21 protein-coding genes are annotated in these 16,624 nt (G+C 42.3%); 15 read left to right on the forward strand and 6 right to left on the reverse strand.

Going from position 1 to position 16,624, the window contains the following annotated elements; all coding sequences use genetic code 11:
* Positions 1 to 10 precede the first annotated feature (10 nt).
* A complete protein-coding gene (locus tag N480_RS06375) occupies positions 11 to 808 on the reverse strand; it encodes a crotonase/enoyl-CoA hydratase family protein (protein ID WP_063371685.1) in 798 nt (265 codons plus the stop codon).
* Positions 809 to 1,058: 250 nt separating this feature from the next.
* Between N480_RS06375 and N480_RS06380 the strand changes: the two genes are divergently transcribed.
* Genes N480_RS06380 through N480_RS06390 form a run of 3 tightly spaced genes read left to right on the forward strand, consistent with a single transcriptional unit; the run spans position 1,059 to position 2,711 of the window.
* Positions 1,059 to 1,373, forward strand: coding sequence for a DUF440 family protein (locus N480_RS06380; RefSeq protein WP_063371686.1), 315 nt, complete (start codon positions 1,059 to 1,061; stop codon positions 1,371 to 1,373).
* A gap of 36 nt (positions 1,374 to 1,409) precedes the next feature.
* Positions 1,410 to 2,228, forward strand: a complete 819-nt coding sequence (locus N480_RS06385) for a DUF481 domain-containing protein (protein WP_419554937.1) — start codon at positions 1,410 to 1,412, stop codon at positions 2,226 to 2,228.
* Between the two features lie 6 nt (positions 2,229 to 2,234).
* Positions 2,235 to 2,711 (forward strand): hypothetical protein, encoded by a 477-nt coding sequence (locus N480_RS06390; protein ID WP_063371688.1) that lies wholly within the window; start codon positions 2,235 to 2,237, stop codon positions 2,709 to 2,711.
* 9 nt (positions 2,712 to 2,720) lie between these two features.
* On the opposite strand, the gene N480_RS06395 is transcribed toward N480_RS06390, so the two are convergent.
* Entirely contained in the window at positions 2,721 to 3,206 is a 486-nt protein-coding gene (locus N480_RS06395) for an FKBP-type peptidyl-prolyl cis-trans isomerase (RefSeq protein ID WP_063371689.1), read from the reverse strand.
* A 10-nt stretch (positions 3,207 to 3,216) separates the two neighbouring features.
* The gene (locus tag N480_RS06400; protein ID WP_063371690.1) at positions 3,217 to 4,125 is read right to left on the reverse strand and encodes a YgfZ/GcvT domain-containing protein; all 909 of its coding nucleotides are present in this window, start codon (positions 4,123 to 4,125) and stop codon (positions 3,217 to 3,219) included.
* A 238-nt stretch (positions 4,126 to 4,363) separates the two neighbouring features.
* On the opposite strand from N480_RS06400, the gene N480_RS06405 reads away from it, so the two are divergent.
* Both N480_RS06405 and N480_RS06410 read left to right on the forward strand, forming a co-directional pair.
* Positions 4,364 to 4,615 (forward strand): succinate dehydrogenase assembly factor 2, encoded by a 252-nt coding sequence (locus N480_RS06405; RefSeq protein ID WP_063371691.1) that lies wholly within the window; start codon positions 4,364 to 4,366, stop codon positions 4,613 to 4,615.
* A 130-nt stretch (positions 4,616 to 4,745) separates the two neighbouring features.
* Complete coding sequence (locus tag N480_RS06410; protein ID WP_063371692.1) at positions 4,746 to 5,003, forward strand: hypothetical protein; 258 nt, start codon at positions 4,746 to 4,748, stop codon at positions 5,001 to 5,003.
* A gap of 4 nt (positions 5,004 to 5,007) precedes the next feature.
* Here N480_RS06410 and nadB read toward each other — a convergent pair whose 3' ends face one another.
* Positions 5,008 to 6,609, reverse strand: a complete 1,602-nt coding sequence (nadB, locus tag N480_RS06415) for an L-aspartate oxidase (protein WP_063371693.1) — start codon at positions 6,607 to 6,609, stop codon at positions 5,008 to 5,010.
* Between the two features lie 248 nt (positions 6,610 to 6,857).
* Here nadB and rpoE point away from each other — a divergent pair, with 248 nt between their 5' ends.
* The 10 genes from rpoE to pdxJ all read left to right on the forward strand — a co-directional run bounded on the left by rpoE (position 6,858) and on the right by pdxJ (position 15,297).
* Complete coding sequence (gene rpoE, locus N480_RS06420; protein ID WP_063371694.1) at positions 6,858 to 7,439, forward strand: RNA polymerase sigma factor RpoE; 582 nt, start codon at positions 6,858 to 6,860, stop codon at positions 7,437 to 7,439.
* Positions 7,440 to 8,042 carry a sigma-E factor negative regulatory protein gene (locus N480_RS06425; protein ID WP_063371695.1) on the forward strand — a complete coding sequence of 201 codons (603 nt, stop codon included), beginning with the start codon at positions 7,440 to 7,442 and terminating at the stop codon, positions 8,040 to 8,042.
* Between the two features lie 6 nt (positions 8,043 to 8,048).
* Positions 8,049 to 8,999 carry a MucB/RseB C-terminal domain-containing protein gene (locus N480_RS06430; RefSeq protein WP_063371696.1) on the forward strand — a complete coding sequence of 317 codons (951 nt, stop codon included), beginning with the start codon at positions 8,049 to 8,051 and terminating at the stop codon, positions 8,997 to 8,999.
* The gene (locus tag N480_RS06435) at positions 8,996 to 9,445 is read left to right on the forward strand and encodes a SoxR reducing system RseC family protein (protein ID WP_063371697.1); all 450 of its coding nucleotides are present in this window, start codon (positions 8,996 to 8,998) and stop codon (positions 9,443 to 9,445) included. Before N480_RS06430 ends, N480_RS06435 begins: the two co-directional genes overlap by 4 nt.
* A 67-nt stretch (positions 9,446 to 9,512) precedes the next feature.
* Positions 9,513 to 11,300: a translation elongation factor 4 gene (gene lepA / locus N480_RS06440; protein WP_063371698.1), complete on the forward strand. Its 1,788-nt coding sequence runs from the start codon at positions 9,513 to 9,515 to the stop codon at positions 11,298 to 11,300.
* A gap of 15 nt (positions 11,301 to 11,315) precedes the next feature.
* A complete protein-coding gene (gene lepB / locus N480_RS06445; protein WP_063371699.1) occupies positions 11,316 to 12,251 on the forward strand; it encodes a signal peptidase I in 936 nt (311 codons plus the stop codon).
* A gap of 2 nt (positions 12,252 to 12,253) precedes the next feature.
* A complete protein-coding gene (rnc, locus tag N480_RS06450; RefSeq protein ID WP_063371700.1) occupies positions 12,254 to 12,931 on the forward strand; it encodes a ribonuclease III in 678 nt (225 codons plus the stop codon).
* Positions 12,921 to 13,820 (forward strand): GTPase Era, encoded by a 900-nt coding sequence (gene era / locus N480_RS06455; protein ID WP_063355167.1) that lies wholly within the window; start codon positions 12,921 to 12,923, stop codon positions 13,818 to 13,820. The genes rnc and era overlap by 11 nt, the downstream gene beginning before the upstream one ends.
* Complete coding sequence (gene recO / locus N480_RS06460; RefSeq protein WP_063371701.1) at positions 13,821 to 14,558, forward strand: DNA repair protein RecO; 738 nt, start codon at positions 13,821 to 13,823, stop codon at positions 14,556 to 14,558.
* Between the two features lie 4 nt (positions 14,559 to 14,562).
* Entirely contained in the window at positions 14,563 to 15,297 is a 735-nt protein-coding gene (gene pdxJ, locus N480_RS06465) for a pyridoxine 5'-phosphate synthase (protein ID WP_063371702.1), read from the forward strand.
* Positions 15,298 to 15,347: 50 nt separating this feature from the next.
* Here the strand turns inward: pdxJ and bcp are convergent, their stop codons facing one another.
* Positions 15,348 to 15,821 (reverse strand): thioredoxin-dependent thiol peroxidase, encoded by a 474-nt coding sequence (gene bcp / locus N480_RS06470; protein ID WP_063371703.1) that lies wholly within the window; start codon positions 15,819 to 15,821, stop codon positions 15,348 to 15,350.
* A gap of 9 nt (positions 15,822 to 15,830) precedes the next feature.
* Positions 15,831 to 16,364, reverse strand: a complete 534-nt coding sequence (locus N480_RS06475; protein ID WP_063371704.1) for a glycine cleavage system protein R — start codon at positions 16,362 to 16,364, stop codon at positions 15,831 to 15,833.
* Positions 16,365 to 16,624: the final 260 nt, after the last annotated feature.

The raw sequence follows: 16,624 nt of genomic DNA on the forward strand, positions 1-16,624 counted from the left end.
TCCATTTAAATTACTTCCACTTTCCTCGTTGGCTGTAAGCACGAAACTCACTGCCTTTTACCCCGTTCTTCATCGCAATCCGCGTATTTTTTGAAACGAGTAATTTTATTTGATACCAAGTCTCTTTCCAAAGTAATGCTCTGGAAGGGGATTGGTATGTTTGGTTGTATAACAATTTGATGGCAGCCAGTGCGTCTGGTGAGTGCTGATTGAGTGAGGCGATATGCTTCGTTATATATTCTCTGGGATTGTCATCAATGGCTGTAATTAACCCCATCTCTTTGGCCGTAAGCGCATTGATACGCTGAGCTTCAAAGGCCAATTTAAGGCTATGATCTTGCCTCAAGTAGCTGGGTAAAATCACACTGGTTCCCATATCTGGGCAAAGCCCCCAGCGAGATTCCATAATAGCAAACTGGGTATCGGGTGTTGCGATTCTGAAGTCCGTACCTAACGCTATATGCAAACCACCGCCCAAGCAATTACCTTGTATTGCGGCGTAAACTGGTATAGGTAACGTACGCCAGCCCAGCACAACGCGTTGCACGAGGTTTTGGTTGCCGGGAAGTAGCTTGAATAGCAACTTTATGATTTGCATAGGGTGTTGCATAACACTTTGAACATCTAACCCAGCACAGAAATGTTGACCGTCTCCATGCAAAATTACAGCGCGTATCTGGCGGTTTTTTCTAATTTCCCTAATAATGTTATCCAGTGATTGGAACATATTGAGTGTTAAAGCATTTTGTTTGTTCGGGCGCGATAGCGTCACATTTGCAACGTCGTGGTGTACGTCAAAAGTTATCATAACCAATCCTGCAGTTTTTGTTATTTTGATTGCACTGGGTAGAGCTTTTACTCAATCTTGCTACATAGATAAATGGTATTCAAGCAGATATTCATTGTTATTATTTGTTTACCTTATGCTCAGATTAGCATTTTTTGGGCTCGAGATTGCACTTTGGCGTTAAAATTATTTAATACACCGGATCCTTGTGGAAAATGAAATTGTGGTTTTGATATGATTAATATATTAATAAATTTTTGGAGTTGAGTTTATGTCGGCGAGACTTAGCAGCATAGAAGACGTGACACATCAGGCATATGATATTTTTCTGGAGCTAGCACCTGAAAACTTATCTCAAGAAGACATTGACTTATTTAATGAGCATCGAGAAGAATACGGCTTTATTGAAGAAAGTGACATTGATGATAGCTGGGAGACTATCGTTGCTTTTGAACAAGAAGCCGAACGTGAGCATTTTGTACAAGTCATCATTGGTATTGAGTTTGAAGACAGTGATGAGGTTTTTGCAAAAGTGCTTATTAGCCGTGACTTAGACGCGCCATTTTGCCACGTTGTGTGGAAGTAAAAGTAATTATAAAGAGAAGTTCGTTTAGTGAAAAATGTGAAGTTGCTCTTGATAATGTTGTTTAGCGTACTGAGTACAAGAGCATATGCAGTAGACCCATTTGAAGACTTTCATGAGTATGGCGAATTGTCTGAAGAAGAAATCCATGAATTGCACAAAGGTGAATTCTTATATGGAGATATCGAATTTGGATATATAGCAAATAGTGGCAATACCAAAAACTCCTCTTTTAAGCTACAAAGTAATTTTTATCAGGATTTTGAATTCTGGCGCAATCAGTTCAAGCTAGATGGCTACTATGCAGATGAAGAAAATACTGAAACGGGCATTGATGATGAAACAGCTTCTCGATATTTTTTCTCTGCACAAACAAGTTATAAGTTTGGTGTGGATAATGAATCATTCTTTTTGTACGGAGACTATGAAGTTGACAAGTTTAATGGTCGTGAGTATACCTCCACGTTTGCGTTAGGTTACGGCAACCGATTGTTTGAAGGGCGAAAAAACACAGTAGACTTTACAATTGGTCCAGGTGTCTCTATGTACCGTGTGGAAGATGATACTGAGTTAAGTCCTGGGCAAAAACGTGTAGAGCGGGGCGAGCTTATGAGGTTGTCATTGCAATGGGAGCGCAATGTCTCTAAACGTACAAGATTCAACCAAGATTTCAGCTACGCGCAATCGGTCTCTGGGTTAGGTGGGCGGGGATTTGCAGAAACATCTTTGATCAGCCAAGTTATCGAAGGTTTGTCTCTTAAGGTTTCTTATACTTATCGGTATAATTCTCAACCTGAAGAAGATAAACGCAAAGTTGACACCGAATTAGGTGTGACATTCGTATACAGTTTTGATTGAGGCAATATGTATCAGAAGACACAACTCGCTTGGGCGATCTGGGGAATCTTAGCTTGGTTAAGCACATTTGTAGTAATGGGGGCTGTGCTACTTGGGCATAACCTCGGTGTATTGGCTTTTGGCATTATTTTGGTGCTGGTTGCTTTTTTCTTTTATGGTTTAACAATTGAAGTAGATCCTCAGGGTAAGCAATTGCGCTGGTGGTTTGGCCCTGGCATTGCCAAGAAAACATTGCGCTTTGGTGACATTGATGAAGTTAAAGCGGTAACTAATTCGTTTCGTCATGGGATTGGCATGCGTATTTCGCATGACGGCTGGGTGTATAGCGTATCTGGGTTCAAAGCAATAGAAGTTAGTATGTTAGATGGCACTAAATATAGATTAGGCACAGCAGATCAACAGGGGCTGTTAGAAGCTTTGAAAGAGAAAGTAAAAGAAGACAGTAAAGTAGCAGAAATTAAAGAAGAAAAAAGCGCCCTATAGGCGCTTTTTTTAGTGGTCGTGACCGCACCCATCCACACTATGCACATGGCCATGTGCTAGCTCTTCGTCAGTTGCTGTGCGCACCTCTAAGATCTCAACATCAAAGTGTAACGTGATGCCCGCAAGAGGATGGTTGCCATCTACGATGACTTCGTCTTCTTCCACACCGATTACGATAACAGCTTGTTCACCTTCATCCGTTGTGGCACGAAATTGCATACCCACTTCGACTTCGATACCTTCAAACATACTTTTTGGAACCGCTTGGGTAAGGTTGTCATTTCTTATACCGTAGCCTTGCTCTGGTTCGACAGTAACACTGACCTGATCGCCAGCTTGTTTATCGATAAGTGCATCCTCTAAGCCTTTAATAAGAAAGCCCGTTCCAATGATAAACTCAAGCGGTTCTTCATCGAACGTGTTATCAATGCTGTTTTGGTCGTCGTCCAGAACAGAGTAATGCATTTTGACCACAGTATTTTGGGCAATTTTCATAGTTTTTCCGTTAATTATCTTCTATAGAGTAAGGCAAAGCCTTTATATGTAGCGTTACAGAGGAGTTGTCTTTAGGCCTCAATACCGCTGATTGCTGTAAATCATTTGGCAATACCGCGAGTGCATAGTAAACGTGTGCCTGCGTATCATAAGATTGATGAATGACTTTGCCTGCTCTACGCCAATTGTCTTGTTCAAGCTGCATTTCAATATCTTGACATTGAATAGGCTCTTGAGACTCACCATGTACAATAAACATTGCGCGTTTGTTCTTACCCAGATAACGCATACGAGCCACGGTTTCTTGACCAGTATAGCAGCCCTTTTTAAAGCTTATGCCATTCAAGGCTTGTAAGTTGACCATCTGGGGCACAAACTCATCGATGACGTTGTCATTCAGTTGTGGCTCACCTGCGACAATGCCTGCAATTTCAAACTGAGATGGATCTGACTCTAACTCCAATGACTCAGGTAGGGTTTGATTTGCTTCCAAGATCAATATAAGGCGATTGCTATCTAGTTTAAGTGCTTTACCTGTGCCGAAATTGCATGCGTTTTCATCGTCATTGAATTGCAGTCCCAAAGTTGTACACAAGTCATCTAACTTATCACTCAGTATCCCAAAACATAGATGATCCGACATCGCGATATCGACATTGGCAAATACGCCATATTTGTTGAGTTCACGATGTGATGCCTCTGCTTCTTGTTGAGAACCCAACAAGAGATAATTTCCATTTAGCGAAAAAACTCGCATAGCGGACCAAAGTTTACCTTTTGGACTACAATGTCCAGTCCACAAGAAGTTGTTGTCTTTAACTAAATTTATATCTTGCGTGACCTGACCATGCAGGTAGCTGAGTTTGTCAGCTCCTGATATTGAGAGCAGTTTAAAAGGGAGTTGATATGCTTTGGCCATCTTACTGATCCTGAATATTTTGTTTTCGATATGTTACCTGATTAATGGGGAGTGAGGTAGGCAAAAGCAAGATCAAATGACAACTATTCTTAATACTGATGAAGTTGTACTCAACTGAGGTCTGTGTTCAGAGGGTGATCAAGGTCAAACATTATCAGATAGAATTTTAAAGCGTTTAAAGTATCGGTTATACTGGGTGCGATATTCGAGTAATTAAAACAAGAGGAATGCCGCTAATATGGCCCAATTGTATCCTAAATCACGTATTAAGTGGGCATGTCGCAGGGGCATGTTAGAGCTAGATGTATTGCTAGAGCCTTTTGTAGAAGAAGCTTATGATCAGCTCAGTGATGAAGACAAAATGGTTTTTCAGCGTTTATTGGAAGTGGAAGACCCCGACTTATTCGCGTGGTTTATGGGGCATGAAAAGTGTCCATACGCCGATTTAAGCCAAATGGTGCAATTTATTCTTGACCGGGTCCGCGTTTAGTATCGAATTTAAAAATAACATCCTAGACCACAAAATCGTTGTGGTCTTTTTTTTATGCCTTTGGTTTGCCTTGCTTTTGTTTTCCCCAAACATTTGGTGGCTAGGAATTATACTTTGCAGTCTGGGCTTTATGGATGCGAAAAAACGCATACACCGTGCAATGCCTGAGCACGGTATCATTCAAATTCAAGAAGGTACGACATGGTTGCTGATCAGTGGTGCGGCAGTAGAAGTACAAGGTGAGGTAGCATCTGCTCGGCGATACGCAAACATACTCGTGATTACTTTACAAACAGATAATGGCGCCGTTCGCATGGTTTTTATTGCCAGCGCGATGGATGAAGCAAGTTGGTCTCACTTCAATCGCATTTTGCTGGCAAGCCAATAAAAGACTACTTTTTAGGTTTCAGTATGGTGGGTTGCGGATCTTGTTTTTGTTCAGGAAAGTCAATTGTGTAATGCAGCCCTCGACTCTCCGGTCTGGCGAGTGCGCTTCTGATAATTAATTCAGCTACTTGCACTAAGTTTCGAAGCTCTAGTAAGTTATTACTTACTCTAAAGTTCGCATAGTACTCTTGGATTTCTTGTTGCAATAGTTCTACACGTCGTAAGGCACGCTCAAGGCGTTTAGTTGAGCGAACAATACCGACGTAATCCCACATAAACAGTCTAAGCTCATGCCAATTATGGGTAATGACGACTTCTTCATCAGAGTCACACACTTGGCTTTCATCCCAAGGCTTCAATTCCTGAAGATCAGAATGACCACCGATGTTGGCAAGAATATCCTGGGCAGCGGCATGCGCGAAAACAATACATTCGAGCAAGGAGTTACTGGCCATCCGGTTAGCGCCATGCAGCCCCGTATAAGCCACTTCGCCAACAGCATACAGATTACTGATGTCGGTTTTGCCATTAAAGTCAGTCATTACTCCACCGCAGGTATAATGCGCTGCTGGCACTACCGGAATAGGTTCTTTAGTAATATCAAGTCCCACACTTAAACACTTGGCGTAAATAGTAGGGAAGTGTTCAATAATGAAATCTTTGTTTTTATGTGAAATATCAAGGTAAACGCAGTTTGCGCCGAGGCGTTTCATTTCATAGTCGATTGCGCGAGCAACGACATCACGTGGTGCGAGCTCTTCGCGTTCATCAAAGTCGGGCATAAAGCGGCTGCCATCTGGGCGCTTTAAGTGAGCTCCTTCACCGCGCATTGCTTCGGTAATTAAAAAGTTTTGCAGTTCTGGATGGTACAAACTAGTTGGGTGAAATTGATTAAATTCCATATTTGCAACTCGACAGCCAGCGCGCCAAGCCATTGCAATACCATCACCACTGGAGACATCTGGGTTCGACGTATAAAGATAGACCTTACTCGCCCCACCAGTTGCAAGTGCCACAAACTTTGCCGCGATGGACTCTACTCGATTTTGCTTACGGTTGTATACATATAAGCCTTTTACGCGCTTAGGGTCGACACTCTTTTCTGTAATTAAATCTATGGCATTGTACTGCTCAAGAACTGTAATATTGGGGTTTTCAAGTACGCGTTCAACCAATGTTGTTTGCACAGCCTTTCCAGTTGCATCAGCGGCATGCAGAATACGCCTATGACTGTGTCCACCCTCTCGGGTGAGGTGATAGCGCTCTTTCCCCTTGCTGTCGAACTCCATATCAAATGGCACACCTTGTTCGATAAGCCATTTTAAGCACTTCTTTGCATTTGATGCTGTGTAGTGAACAGCTTCTCTGTCACATAACCCACCGCCTGCAGCCAATGTGTCCTCAACATGAGACTCAATGCTGTCATTTTTTTTGTCGAATACCGCAGCAATGCCACCTTGTGCATAAAGGGTTGAGCCTTCTTTAAGGTCACCTTTACTGATTACAGTCACTTGGCAGTGGTTGGCCAAAGAAAGCGCGAGGCTGAGTCCAGCGGCGCCGCTACCGACAATAATAACATCTGTCTGATGCTGCATTTTTTTCTTCATGTTAGTGGTTCTTAGCGTTTAAAGTTTCATAACAACTACTTTGTGAACTATCATCATATATCAATTAAGCAAGCTTTATTAGCGATAAAAATAGTAGTTGTGTATCGTCTAGGACGAAGTAATACGTACTATTTTAAAAAAAATATTAAAAAAACAGAACTTTTTATTCATGGTGCAGTCAGACTAGCTGTAAAATGATGGCAACAATGCGCAAAAACAAGTAATAACAAAGAGGAGTACCGGCTCGAATGAACGAGCAGGATTTGGATTTAGAATTAGTTAGAAAAGTTCAGCAAGGAGATAAGAACGCCTTCAACCTACTGGTTGCCAAGTATCAAAATAAGGTAGCGGCGTTGATATCTCGTTATGTATCTAACTCAGGTGATGTTGCCGATGTGGCACAAGAAGCATTCATTAAAGCATATAGAGCTTTACCCAACTTTAGAGGGGACAGTGCTTTTTATACTTGGTTATACAGGATAGCTGTAAACTGCTCTAAGAATTATTTGGTATCTCAGGGCCGTAAGGCGCCTGCAAGTGATATAGATGCTGAGGAAGCGGAAGTTTATGATGGCGCGGAGCAGTTAAGATCTAATGCTTCTCCAGAGAGTTTGCTCCTTAGTGACGAAATCAAAGCTGTGATTTTTCGAACGATAGAAGAATTACCCGATGACTTAAAAACAGCCATTACCTTAAGAGAAATCGAAGGTATGAGCTATGAAGAGATAGCCGTGATTATGGAGTGCCCAGTTGGCACGGTGAGATCTCGTATTTTTAGGGCTCGAGAAGCGATAGATAAAAATATTAACCCACTCATAGGTAAAAATTAAATGACGCAGTCAAAGTTTAATGTGAACAATGAAGAAGTGACGTCGGAGATTTTAGACGGAGAATGTGCATTAAATGGGAGCAACCAATCGCAGTTAGATGCGCAAAAGTTTGCTCGCTACGCATTGATTGGCGATGTAATGCGCCAAAAAGAGCAGTCGACACCATGTATTGATATCACTTCAAGTGTTGCAGCAGCACTTGCCGATGAGCCTGTTTACAACGCAACTGAGACCGAGACTGCAAAACAAGGTGACGATAAAAAAGTGGTTCAAATGTCATTTTGGCGCCGTCCAATATCGCAAGTCGCCATTGCGGCGAGTGTTGCCTTATGTACGGTGGTTGGGGTGAATAACTTTATGCCACAAAATGCGGTTGATACACAGTCTCCTGTGTTACAATCTACACCATTGACAGGCTCTGTAGCCCCTGTGAGTTTTTCGTCAGAGCAGCCAGCGCTGCAATCCGCTGAGCAAGGGCTTAGAGAGCTACAAAAACAACGCATCGGTGCGTTAGTACTTGAGCATCAGCGTCAGTCTAGAATGGCGCATGCGCTTTCGCAAAATACTGCTCAAGCAGAAAAGGAACAGCAAGAGGAAAAATAAACCTTGATGAAATGGCTCTCGGTAGTACTGAGCTTGTTTTTAACAACTCAGATTTATGCCAACGAAACGGTTAATGCACGCCAGTTACTCAAAGATATGTCACTAGCTGTGCAAGAACGTAACTTTGATGCCTCTTTTGTTGTCGTCAAAGGAAAAGGCATGGAACCTTATAGGTGGATCCATGGCCAAGTGGAGCAAACAGACCTAGAAATTTTAACGCTGTTGAACGGTGCTGGGCTTGAAGTAGTTAGGGTAGATGACGTTGTTACTTACTTTGAACCTCAAACCGATCCATATTCAGTTAATACAGATGCTATTGCAGGTCCTATCCCAGAAGTTTTACTTCGTGATATCGATGCACTAAACGAAAGCTATGAGTTTGTCCTTGGCGGAAAAGAGCGCATTGCGGGTCGCCCTGCACAATTAGTTCGTCTGGTCGCTAAAGACGAGAACAAATACAACTATTGGCTATGGGTTGATTTGCAGTCAGCGTTGTTATTAAAAGCCGCCTATGTGAATCAGCGCTCTGAAGTATTAGAGCAATTGCAATTAACACACATTAGCGTGACGGAGAAACCGGCAAGTCAACTTTTAGAATTACATGAGCGTGAATTCCCTCAACCTTCTTCAAGTACAGAGTTACAGGCGAAGGCTAAACAGCAGAATAACTGGCAGATAGCTTGGCTACCTAAAGGGTTTAAGTTATTAAAATCTGACAGACATAAGTTGGATTTAAATAATGAGCTAGCAGACTACTTTCTTTATTCAGATGGTTTAGTTGAGATATCAGTTTTTGTGCAAAGACCGCTTTCTGGACAAAGAGCCAGTGGAGCATTGACCTCTGGCGCAACGACTGTCTACGTTCACAATGCGGGTGCGTTTGATGTATCCGTTGTTGGTAAAGTGCCAGTTGACACCGCAAAGGCGATAGCTGAATCTGTTAAGCGTCCTCTATGATTGAGCAAACATTAACTGTCTCGGCGCTTAAAGACAAAACTGCATGGCTGGTTTCCGAGCAGAAACCAGCTTGCGAGGGTTGCAATGGCAAGTGTGGCTCTCAAGTATTTAGCAAACTATTCGGCACCCACAAAAAAGCATTTCCAATCCCTCTTACTGAACCTCTTCAAGTCGGTCAAAAAGTGAAACTGGCACTCGATGATAGTCAGGTGGTCCAACATGCACTTTGGGTGTATTTAATGCCCCTCATTATGGCATTCATAGGCATGTTTAGTGCCTTACTTTTGTTTTCTCTGTCTGAAGGTGGCCAAATAGCCAGTGCAACTGTTTTTGCATTTTTAGGCTTTCTGATAGCGAAAAAGAAGGGGCAAAGCCTAAAACACGACGTAAAAGTGATAAAAATTTATCCAATTAGCCTTCCAGTAACGCAAATAGATGGTGATTAACTCAAATAAATTGTAAAATCGGCGTTTAATCTCTATTTGTGAATAACAGAAGTTTAGAATCCAGTATATGAAGCATATCCGTAACTTTTCAATTATAGCCCATATAGATCATGGAAAATCGACACTTTCGGACCGCTTAATCCAGGTATGCGGTGGCTTGTCAGACCGCGAAATGCAGCAGCAAGTACTGGATTCAATGGAACTTGAGCGTGAGCGTGGTATTACTATCAAGGCGCAAAGTGTAACCCTGAACTATAAAGCGCAAGATGGCGAAACTTATCAGTTAAACTTTATCGACACACCAGGACACGTCGACTTCACTTATGAAGTATCCCGTTCTTTGGCTGCCTGTGAAGGTGCATTATTAGTTGTCGATGCCGGTCAAGGTGTAGAGGCACAAACACTTGCTAATTGTTACACAGCAATTGAAATGGACTTAGAAGTCGTTCCAATTCTGAATAAGATTGACTTACCACAGGCCGATCCTCTGCGTGTTGCAGAAGAAATCGAAGAAATTGTTGGTATTGATGCGCTAGAAGCGGTTCAGTGTAGTGCGAAGACCGGTATTGGTATTGATGCCGTTCTTGAAGAGATTGTAAAGGAGATCCCACCGCCAGAGGGGGATGTGAATAAACCTCTGCAAGCTTTGATCATCGATTCATGGTTTGACCCTTACCAAGGGGTTGTATCACTTGTGCGCATTAAGCACGGTCAACTACGTAAAGGTGAAAAAATCAAAATTATGTCTACGGATCAAGTTCATATCGTAGATAAAATTGGTATTTTCACGCCTAAGCAAACCGACACGGGTGTACTAACAAGTGGTGAAGTTGGCTTTATCATCGCCGGTATTAAAGACATCCATGGTGCACCAGTTGGTGATACGATAACCCTTGCAAAAACGCCTGCAGAAGAAACACTGCCGGGCTTCCAGAAAGTGAAGCCGCAAGTTTATGCAGGTATGTTCCCGATTTCTTCAGATGATTATGAAAACTTCCGTGATGCACTGAATAAACTGAGCTTGAACGACGCATCTTTGTTCTTCGAGCCTGAAAACTCGACGGCACTGGGCTTTGGTTTCCGTTGTGGCTTCTTAGGTATGCTGCACATGGAGATCATCCAAGAGCGTCTAGAGCGTGAATATGACATGGACCTTATCACCACTGCGCCAACCGTGGTCTATGAAGTAGAAACCAAAGATGGTGTTATTCAAATCGATAACCCGTCTGATTTACCACCAGTTAATGACATTATTGAAATTCGCGAGCCAATCGTTGAAGCAAATATTCTTGTACCTCAGGAGTATCTTGGTAATGTCATCACCTTGTGTGTTGAAAAACGCGGTATGCAGACGAAGATGAGTTACCATGGTAATCAGGTTGCAGTCACTTATGAATTACCTATGGCTGAAGTGGTAATGGATTTCTTTGATAAATTAAAATCGACTAGCCGTGGTTTTGCATCATTAGATTACAACTTCAAGCGTTTCCAAGTATCTGACATGGTACGCTGTGACATTCTGATTAACGGTGATAGAGTCGACGCTTTGGCGATCATCGTGCACCGCGATAACTCTCAGAGCCGTGGCCGTCAATTGGCAGAAGCGTTAAGAGAACTTATTCCAAGACAAATGTTCGATATTGCTATTCAAGCCGCAATTGGTAATCATGTAATCGCACGTACTACTGTTAAGCAGTTACGTAAAAACGTAATCGCCAAGTGTTATGGTGGTGACGTGAGTCGTAAGAAAAAGCTATTGCAGAAGCAAAAAGAAGGTAAGAAGCGTATGAAACAGTTAGGTAATGTTGAAGTACCTCAAGATGCGTTCCTTGCGATATTAAAAGTAGGTAAGTAACAGGAATTATTATTTATGGCAGGTTATTTTTCGGTCTTTCTCGTGCTGTTAACTTTGGGATCGGGCCTGATCTGGTTGATAGATCACTTAGTTTATGCACCAAAGCGTAAGGAGCGTATTGCGCTTGCCCAAGGAGCTTCAGAGCAACCACTTGATCAAGAAGTTATCGATCAAATTGCGCCAGTGCCTGCCATAACTGATAGTGCGAAGTCTATTTTTCCAATGATAGCGGCGATCACGGTATTTAGATCGTTTATCTTCGAGCCTTTTCAAATTCCGTCAGGCTCAATGATGCCAACATTGTTGGATGGAGACTTCATTCTCGTTCAAAAATATGCATACGGTATTAAAGACCCTGTTTGGCGTTCTCAACTTGTCGATGTTGAAGACCCTAAACGTGGTGATATTGCCGTATTCAAATTTCCTTTGGACGAGCGTATTGACTTTATCAAGCGTATTGTCGGTTTACCGGGAGACCGTATAGTCTACCGTAATCGCCAGCTTTTCATTAATCCAAAATGTGAAGAAGGTGAGCAAAACCGAGATGGGTTGGTGTGTGGTGAATTCAATAAGATTGACGTAGAAATTGTGAATCGAGATGAATTTAAGCAAGGCTCTATGCCACTAGTACGTTTGACAGAATCTTTACCAGATGTTGAGCACGACATTTTAATTAATCCGAAAGCTTTAGAATTGTCAGAGCGTTACTACCAGCAAGCTGGAACACGCCGAGACGAATGGGTCGTACCAGAAAACAGCTATTTCGCCATGGGCGATAACCGAAACAATAGCCAAGACAGCCGTATGTGGGGCTTTGTTCCTAAAGAGAACTTAGTAGGTAAAGCTGTATTCATCTGGATGAGTTTTGATTTTGAGAATGGCCCTGATAGCTTGTTACCAAGCTGGGTTCCAACAGGGGTTCGTTTTGAACGCCTAGGTAATATTCAGTAACAATGAAAAAGAACGTCACAGAGTTATATAAAAAAATCGGTTACGATTTTGCAGATCAAGGCTTGCTTGAGCAGGCCATGACTCATCGTAGCCACAAAGGTCAACATAACGAGCGCCTAGAATTTCTAGGCGATTCTATTTTAAGCTTTGTCATCGCAGATGCGTTGTATCATAAGTTTCCAAAAGCGCGAGAGGGTGATTTAAGCCGCATGCGTTCAACGCTTGTTCGAGGGCAGACACTTGCAGAATTTGGCGTTGAATTTGGCTTAGGTGATTATTTACGCCTAGGTCCAGGTGAGCTTAAAAGTGGTGGTTATCGCCGTGAATCTACATTGGCAGATGCTGTGGAAGCGATTATTGGCGCGGTGTTTTTAGATTCAGACATCGAGACCTGTAAGGCGCTTGTATTACAATGGTATCAAAGCCGTTTAGAAGCAATCTCTCCGGGTCATAACCAAAAGGATCCTAAAACGCTGTTACAGGAATACCTACAGGCCAGAAAGTTGCCTTTACCTGCTTATCAAGTGATTGATACAAAAGGGCAGGCACACAACCAGACATTCACGGTGGAGTGCTCTGTTAAAGGGATGGATAGCATTATCTCTGTCGGTAGCTCGCGTCGTAAGGCTGAGCAAAAAGCCGCTGAACAAGCATTGAAGATTTTAAAAGATGAATCCTAATACCCATTGCGGCATGGTGGCCATTGTTGGTCGACCAAATGTCGGTAAATCTACATTGTTGAACAAGATTGTTGAACAAAAAGTGAGTATCACGTCTCGTAAACCGCAAACGACGAGGCACCGTATTATGGGGATCCATACTGAAGATAACTATCAAGCTGTCTATGTGGATACACCAGGATTACACATTGAAGAAAAGCGGGCTATTAATCGGTTGATGAACCGTGCCGCGAGTAGCTCTATCGGTGATGTTGAGCTTATCATTTTTGTCGTTGAGGGAACGTTATGGAACCAAGACGATGAAATGGTACTTAACAAGGTGAAAGAAAGTGGCCGTCCAGTTTTGGTTGTGATGAATAAGAGCGATCAAGTTAAAGACAAAGAAGCCATCCTACACCATATGCAGTGGCTTAGTGAACAACACGAGTTCATTGGGATCGTGCCTGTGTCTGCCAAAATAGGTAAGAACATTGATATGGTCAAAGAGGAAGTTAAAAGCCGTTTACCCGAGTGCGAATTTTACTTCCCAGATGATTATGTTACCGACCGCTCTATGCGCTTTTTAGCGGCTGAGATTGTCCGCGAAAAACTAATGCGTTTTATGGGTGATGAGTTACCTTACTCTGTAACTGTAGAAATTGAGCAATTTAAGTGGCAAGACAATGGCGTTTGGCAAATTAATGCATTAATACTCGTCGAGAGACAGTCACAAAAACGCATGGTGATCGGCAATAAAGGCGAAAAGCTCAAAGTGATCGGCCGTGAAGCAAGAAAAGACTTAGAAGACATGCTTGATAACAAGGTATTCTTGGAGTTGTGGGTAAAAGTGAAATCTGGCTGGGCAGACGATGAGCGTGCACTTCGCAGCTTAGGGTACGGAGAAGATTGATTGGATAGCGACTTTCGGCAAGCATATTTGCTGCATCGGCGACCATATAGAGACTCGCAAGTGATGCTAAATATGCTGGTCGAAGGCATCGGGCAACTTTCCATGGTTGCCCGTATAAAAGGTAAGAGGGCGCTTAGGCAAAATGCGTCTTTGCAACCTTTCACATGCTTGCTGATAAGATTTGCTGGCAAGTATGATTTAAAATACCTGAACGATTTTGAACTTCACACTCCACCATTATTATTTAAAGGTATTCATCTCTATTGCGGCTTTTATTTAAATGAGCTATCGCATCGTATTATTCCAACAAATGAGCCTTTGGATCATGCATTCGAGTTATATCAAGCTCACTTAAAGCAGCTATATGCAGCTAATCAAACAGTGGTAAACTCAAACGAGCATGATAAAGCAACGGTGAATGAACAAATCGAGGGAATACTTCGTAACTATGAGTTTCAATTACTATGTGAATTAGGTTTTGGTGTCGAGTTTGATTATGATGCGTTTGGCGAACCAATTGATGCCTCAAGATATTATCAATTTGTGCGTGAGGTGGGGTTTTGCCCGAGCGAAGATGTTCAACGTAGCTTTTCTGGCAAGACGCTCCTTTCTATTGGCCAAGGTGAATATCAATCACAAATAGCCAGAAGACAGGCTAAAGCACTGAGCCGATATTTATTAAAACCACTGCTTGGAAGTAAGCCACTGAAGAGCAGAGAATTATTTCAACCAAGGTAGAATAATGAAAGATATTTTATTGGGTGTTAACGTAGACCATATTGCGACGCTAAGACAAGCGCGTGGGACTAGCTACCCAGATCCGGCACACGCTGCGGCTGTAGCCGAGCATGCAGGGGCTGATGGCATTACTATTCATTTACGTGAAGATCGTCGCCATATTCAGGATAGAGATGTTTATGTCATGGCAAAAACAATTCAAACACGCATGAACTTAGAGATTGCTGTAACGGATGAAATGTTGGATATTGCCTGTGAAGTAAAACCTGAGTATGTCTGCCTTGTGCCAGAAAAGCGTGAAGAACTTACTACTGAGGGTGGTTTAGACGTTGTCGGTAATCAACAAAAGGTGACTGATGCGGTAGAGAAACTCGCTGCGGCAGGTATTAAAGTGTCGCTATTCATAGATGCAGACAAAGCGCAGATTGATGCGGCAAAAGCGACCGGTGCGCCTTACATTGAAATTCATACTGGGGCTTATGCTGATGCGCATTCTGATAGCGAACAAAAAGCAGAATTAGAACGTATTCGCGAAGGTGTGCAATATGCACATGGTTTAGGCATTATTGTAAATGCAGGGCACGGCCTTCATTACCACAACATTAAGCCGATTGCTGAGATGCCTGAAATTTACGAGTTAAATATTGGTCATGCCATTATTGCTCGTGCAGCGATTGATGGTTTAGAAAAAGCGGTTAGAGATATGAAACGTTTGATGCTTGAAGCGCGTCAAGCATAGACTTACTGCTTTCCAAATAAAAACCCCAGCTAGATAGCTGGGGTTTTTATTTATGCTTGTTCTGCTAGGTAGTCGATAACGACTTGGTGATGCTCTTTAGTCTTAAACTTATTGAAGACGTGCTTAACTTTACCGTCTTTACCCACTAAGAAGCTGATGCGGTGAATACCATCGTACTCTTTACCCATGAACTTTTTTAAGCCCCATACGCCAAATGCATCTGCAATGGCATGGTCTTCATCTGAAAGGAGATCAAAGTTTAATTCTTTTTTTGTTTCGAAGTTTTTTAACTTTTTCACAGGGTCTGGGCTGATTCCTACAGCAACTGTATTGTATTGAGCAAGCTGCTCTTTATGGTCGCGTAGTTGCTCTGCTTGAACAGTACATCCAGGTGTTAGGGCTTTCGGGTAAAAGTAGACCAATACTTGGCTGTCGCCAAGCAGTGTGTTCAGTTCTACGGTTTCACCATTTTGATTTTCAAGTTTAAAACTAGGTGCGTTATCACCTGCTTGTAATGTGTTCATTTATGATCCTTAGCGAATGCGTCTGAAAACATAGTGTACGTTTGAAATACCAGAAAGTTCTTCAAACTTTTCTTTAAATTTATCAAAGTCTAACTCTGAAGGTGTATTAAACTCCAGAAGACAGCTCATGTGCATTTCACCTTGCTCTTCATAAGTATCCGATTTTAGGGAGCAAATACTCATGTTTTGCTCTGCAAAAAAACGCGTTACGCGGCTGAGTGTACCTTGAGTGTCTAAGCCTGAGTATTCTAATGTATACCCTGCGCCATATTCATTTTCTGTATGACTTGAGGTGCGCTTCATCATTGTCATTAGACCAAGCTCAACGCTTTTAACCGGAAGCGTATGTTCGACCCGACTAATTGCAGCCATGTCGCCAGATAGCAACATGATAAACGTAAACTCGTTACCCAATATCGCGATTCGACTATCTATGATATTGCAGTTACTTTCACTCACCAACTGGGTGAGTTCGCTTACTATACCGGATCTATCTTCCCCGATAGCAGTTAAAACAAGTTGGTGTGAAGTAAAAGTAGTCATTTCGACATCCTAGTGAGTCATTGCCAAATTGAGTGATGGAGGCTGGTTTTTAGTTATATGAAGGCGAATACTATCACAGTTTGATACTGAGTCCCACCGCTGAAGATGAGGGCAGTAGGGTGCCTAGTACAATTCAGGCTTACTATTCTTGTGTTTGCGGGGTTTGCCAAGTAACATAGTGCAAATTTTTGAAAAAATTATCTGTCACTCCAAAACAAAATTATTGAGTTTTGCAGTGAACCATTTCAGCAATCCTTAAT

The organism is Pseudoalteromonas luteoviolacea S2607, from assembly GCF_001625575.1.
GTDB classification, from domain to species: Bacteria; Pseudomonadota; Gammaproteobacteria; order Enterobacterales; family Alteromonadaceae; genus Pseudoalteromonas; species Pseudoalteromonas luteoviolacea_E.

Bases quoted from the DNA above. Each gene is read 5' to 3' on its own strand.
- N480_RS06375 (WP_063371685.1), bottom strand. From the start codon at position 808: ATGATAACTTTTGACGTACACCACGACGTTGCAAATGTGACGCTATCG.
- N480_RS06380 (WP_063371686.1), top strand. From the start codon at position 1,059: ATGTCGGCGAGACTTAGCAGCATAGAAGACGTGACACATCAGGCATAT.
- N480_RS06390 (WP_063371688.1), top strand. From the start codon at position 2,235: ATGTATCAGAAGACACAACTCGCTTGGGCGATCTGGGGAATCTTAGCT.
- N480_RS06395 (WP_063371689.1), bottom strand. From the start codon at position 3,206: ATGAAAATTGCCCAAAATACTGTGGTCAAAATGCATTACTCTGTTCTG.
- N480_RS06400 (WP_063371690.1), bottom strand. From the start codon at position 4,125: ATGGCCAAAGCATATCAACTCCCTTTTAAACTGCTCTCAATATCAGGA.
- N480_RS06405 (WP_063371691.1), top strand. From the start codon at position 4,364: ATGGCCCAATTGTATCCTAAATCACGTATTAAGTGGGCATGTCGCAGG.
- N480_RS06410 (WP_063371692.1), top strand. From the start codon at position 4,746: ATGGATGCGAAAAAACGCATACACCGTGCAATGCCTGAGCACGGTATC.
- nadB (WP_063371693.1), bottom strand. From the start codon at position 6,609: ATGAAGAAAAAAATGCAGCATCAGACAGATGTTATTATTGTCGGTAGC.
- rpoE (WP_063371694.1), top strand. From the start codon at position 6,858: ATGAACGAGCAGGATTTGGATTTAGAATTAGTTAGAAAAGTTCAGCAA.
- N480_RS06425 (WP_063371695.1), top strand. From the start codon at position 7,440: ATGACGCAGTCAAAGTTTAATGTGAACAATGAAGAAGTGACGTCGGAG.
- N480_RS06430 (WP_063371696.1), top strand. From the start codon at position 8,049: ATGAAATGGCTCTCGGTAGTACTGAGCTTGTTTTTAACAACTCAGATT.
- N480_RS06435 (WP_063371697.1), top strand. From the start codon at position 8,996: ATGATTGAGCAAACATTAACTGTCTCGGCGCTTAAAGACAAAACTGCA.
- lepA (WP_063371698.1), top strand. From the start codon at position 9,513: ATGAAGCATATCCGTAACTTTTCAATTATAGCCCATATAGATCATGGA.
- lepB (WP_063371699.1), top strand. From the start codon at position 11,316: ATGGCAGGTTATTTTTCGGTCTTTCTCGTGCTGTTAACTTTGGGATCG.
- rnc (WP_063371700.1), top strand. From the start codon at position 12,254: ATGAAAAAGAACGTCACAGAGTTATATAAAAAAATCGGTTACGATTTT.
- era (WP_063355167.1), top strand. From the start codon at position 12,921: ATGAATCCTAATACCCATTGCGGCATGGTGGCCATTGTTGGTCGACCA.
- pdxJ (WP_063371702.1), top strand. From the start codon at position 14,563: ATGAAAGATATTTTATTGGGTGTTAACGTAGACCATATTGCGACGCTA.
- bcp (WP_063371703.1), bottom strand. From the start codon at position 15,821: ATGAACACATTACAAGCAGGTGATAACGCACCTAGTTTTAAACTTGAA.
- N480_RS06475 (WP_063371704.1), bottom strand. From the start codon at position 16,364: ATGACTACTTTTACTTCACACCAACTTGTTTTAACTGCTATCGGGGAA.